This is a genomic window from Bacillus songklensis, assembly GCF_042649685.1.
Classification (GTDB): domain Bacteria; phylum Bacillota; class Bacilli; order Bacillales; family Bacillaceae_H; genus Bacillus_BA; species Bacillus_BA songklensis.
Map to the genome: position 1 here is coordinate 1 of NZ_JBHRZT010000048.1, position 3,702 is coordinate 3,702.

The window sequence follows — 3,702 nt, forward strand, 5'->3', positions numbered from 1 at the left end:
ATCAATCATCGATTAGAAAAGCGTGATGGTGAGTTAGTGAACACGATGAAAGAGATGATGGAAATGAAAAAACAAGTTGCTGTACTTGAGGAACAGAAGGGCCAAAAGAAATGGTGGCAGTTTTGGTAATTCAGGGGGATTGATATAAATGGTTCTTCGGATTAAGTGGTGGAAACGTTAATTTTGGAATGATATTAAAAGAATAATGTGTTACACAGTAGATTCAAAATGCGTAGCAACACGAATAGCCCGAAATATGTCTATTTCAGGCTAAGGTATACCCTCAATACCCCTCGGGATTACATATATTGATTGATATACCCAATGAGTGTGCGAACGTTCGCTTTTCATTATTCGTGGCGTATGTAGTTAGATTTTCCGGAAAATCTACACGCATTATCATATTAGACAATTTTTTAAAATTTTATACTTATGTCACAGTTCGATGAAAAAATGCAACAACAATATATTGACCAACGTTTGAACGAGAGAGATCAATGTCTAATCGAAACCATTCGCTCCATACAAAATGGACAGAAACAAGCGGTATTTATTGAAAAATAGGGTCTTGTTCCTTTCGAATAAAGCAAAATTTGCATACTCTAAAGTAACTTAATAGAAAGGAGAAACAATCCTATGGGAATACGTGATGATGTAGTTCTACAACAGCAGGAACCTGAGTGTCCTACGTGTCCAGAAGGAACTGTTTGTGAAAATACTGATCTTCTTTGTATAAACCTTCCATGTACGACTACAGTAGTACTTTTAGGCTTAGTCCGATTAGATATTGGACCTTTATGTATTCGAGCTGGTTCAGTAGGTAATTTGTCAAATTTAACAGATGAAGAGAAACTGACTCAAGTACAACGGGTTTTCGGTGCATTACGAAATCTCTACAAAATGGCGAAAAGGTTATGGTACGGAATTTAGAAGTTTCTACAGGTGAAGTTACCAAGCTAGTACATATACCTTGTGTTAAATAAAAGAGTTGTTTGAACAAAAAGAAGGCTCGAGCCGTATGACAGGAAAGCTGTCACGTACGGTTCTTAGGGGGGGAGGGCGTCCGCGAGGACTCCCTCCTACCCGACGTAACTGGATGTATATGAAAGATAAAAAACATGACTTTATATCTATATTTGTGAAACAAATTCCTGCGTTTGTGGAACATTTGCTGATTTTGTGAAACATTTATACAAAATCTTAAAAGAACATTTATCATTTGAAAATAAAAAGTCAGTCATGTCGACATCATATCGATAGTATGGGGATACAAAGGGGACATTCTAGTTTGAAATCAGTGGACATGAGGTCGACATCTATCCACTTTTCGTGATATCACGGTAAGTGATATCAAAAATCCCTTATGTCCTTTTTTCCGATTTCCGATAATACTTGGGGGAGTTTTTAATTCCATGAAAGTGAGATCATGATAACATTTGTTGAGATAGAGGCATATGGTGGTATGTAGTAAAAACCTCTATCTGTTGAGAACAAATAGAGGCCTCGGATGCTTTTAATTGTGCTTATATATTACATCTTCCATATGTGGTTGTTTAATATATACAGATTGTTTTTGAGTAATATGTGGGTGATGATATCCGTGGTGTCCATAATGATGGTAGTGGTGATGATGGTGATGATAATGCCCGCCCATCCCATAATAAGGATATCCATATCCCATATAGGATCCGTAGAAAGGATATGGTACATATCCTACTCCATAATGGTGATGCATGTAGTCTCTCATATCTGGATTCATGTTTTCGTTTGAATTCATGTTTTCACCTACTTTTTTGAAGAAGAATGTTTAGCCTTTTACATGCTATGCCCTATACCTAGGGAAAGAGCTTATCTTCACTTCAAATTAGGTGATTACCTATAAAACAACAATGGAGACAATCAAAAAACAAGAAGGTCGATGAGAAGTAAATTTACTTGTTATAACCTGACTTATGTCATTAAAAAAGAGGTTGGGTACCTTTTGGGCGCCCAAAAGATACCCAACCTCTTTCATTGCCGATAAAAACTTTATGTTAATTAAAAATGAATGTGATATACAGCCTATTTTTAATCATTCAATATTTATCAAAGCCTTCTAACATGGCTTTCCCTTTAGAACTAAGCTAGCCACTACTCCGGCGTGATCGGACGGCCAGAGAGCAGTTGGAGTTCTGTCACGCTGTTCCTCTCCTAACAAATTGGCCCGAATCGGTTTCCAACCGTTTTTAAATAAAATAAAGTCTATTCTTCTACTTAAGGAGGACACGGTATTCAATAGGTCAGAATCCTGACAGCAGGTAAATCCTTGTCCTTTCCCCACCTCTATCCAAACATCTCGAAATCCGGCATTAATAAAATTCTGGTATGTTGGTGTGCCGGTGCCGTCAGTGTTTGAATTCAAATCGCCTAGAACGATCAGTGGCAGATTTGTATTAGCTGGCCCCGCAAGCAATTCATTTCCTTGGGCGATCTGAACCATGATAGAAGTCGGCACAGGAGAAACCGGCTCCAGATGGGTGTTGATTACCCGGAAGATACGTCCTTTTGTCTCAACGTCGACATATGACCATCCCCGAAGAATCTTGAATATTTGCCCTTGTTGCCCTCCAATCTGTACTGTCAAATTGGTTTGGAAATTGGCTTCTTTTCGCCGAATGACCTTCAGCCCCGATCCCTTTCGGATCAATATAACATCCCTATCCTGTACTGCTACTGAATTTCCGTGGCTGGTTAGTAATTGCGGCGAAAGTAAGTTTTTATTTTTTGCCGCCACTTCATAATGTAATCCCCTTTTTCTTAACTCACTTAGCAGCAATTCCACAAAGTCATATGTGACTGTTGGGAAACCCGGAACAAACAATTGCCATAGTTCTGCTTCTTGCAGTCCAATGAGATCAGGTTTCTTTGAAGCGATCTTTCGGGCAATTTTTTTCACACGGACAGGAAAATTAGTCGCAAGAAACTGCTGAAACACTTCCGTTACACGTTGGGGGATTTGAGCTGGCGTAGTGGCGGTTAAAATTGGTGTCAAATCTGCCCCTATATAAAGGTTCCAGGTCATGAATGAAAGGGGGTCTTTTATTTTGTCATCGTTATCATCATCATCTCTAGAATCACTGAAATCATATTCATATTCGCCATCCTTCTTCTTTTTCTCCATTTTATTCACTCCTTTCTTTATTAAGGTAATATATGTATATTAAGAGACTGTCCTCTGTGAAACAACATTTATCAGAAGTTGGTTACTAGAAAAAATGTAATAAATTAAGAGGAGATATCAACCTTCTACTGGGTTTGACTTAAAGTAAAAACTATTTTTTTGGGGGCTCTTTGTATTAATAATGTCGATAAGTATATAGGAATCAAATGCAACGAAATAGCTATCATGTTGCATTGAAAAATACCTAATAAAAAGCGAACTTCTTGTTTATGAAGAAGGTTCGCTTTTTATTAGGTAAATATGTATTCAATCACATACATAATAGATGGCTCGGAGGGCCTTTGAAGGGAAAAGACACACTATTGATATGCATAGAAATATGAGAATATTACTTTTTATTTTTTATATCTTCAGATTTAAAATAAATAAACGTTTGTCTAAATGATGAAGTAAATTATTTTGTGTAAGCAAATTTTTCTACTAGATAAAAAGAAAGAGGCAGGGTATTCTCAGATTTGCGCCTAAACAAAACTGAAAGGAGA

Annotated in this window: 3 protein-coding genes; 1 reads left to right on the forward strand and 2 read right to left on the reverse strand. The window is 37.2% G+C overall.

Annotated elements, in window-relative coordinates; genetic code table 11:
* Nucleotides 1–129: a DUF3967 domain-containing protein gene (locus ACFOU2_RS11220; RefSeq protein ID WP_377915124.1), complete on the forward strand. Its 129-nt coding sequence runs from the start codon at nucleotides 1–3 to the stop codon at nucleotides 127–129.
* A gap of 1,384 nt (nucleotides 130–1,513) precedes the next feature.
* On the opposite strand, the gene ACFOU2_RS11225 is transcribed toward ACFOU2_RS11220, so the two are convergent.
* A complete protein-coding gene (locus ACFOU2_RS11225) occupies nucleotides 1,514–1,777 on the reverse strand; it encodes a hypothetical protein (RefSeq protein ID WP_377915120.1) in 264 nt (87 codons plus the stop codon).
* Between the two features lie 318 nt (nucleotides 1,778–2,095).
* Nucleotides 2,096–3,160 carry an endonuclease/exonuclease/phosphatase family protein gene (locus ACFOU2_RS11230; RefSeq protein WP_377915122.1) on the reverse strand — a complete coding sequence of 355 codons (1,065 nt, stop codon included), beginning with the start codon at nucleotides 3,158–3,160 and terminating at the stop codon, nucleotides 2,096–2,098.
* Nucleotides 3,161–3,702 lie beyond the last annotated feature (542 nt).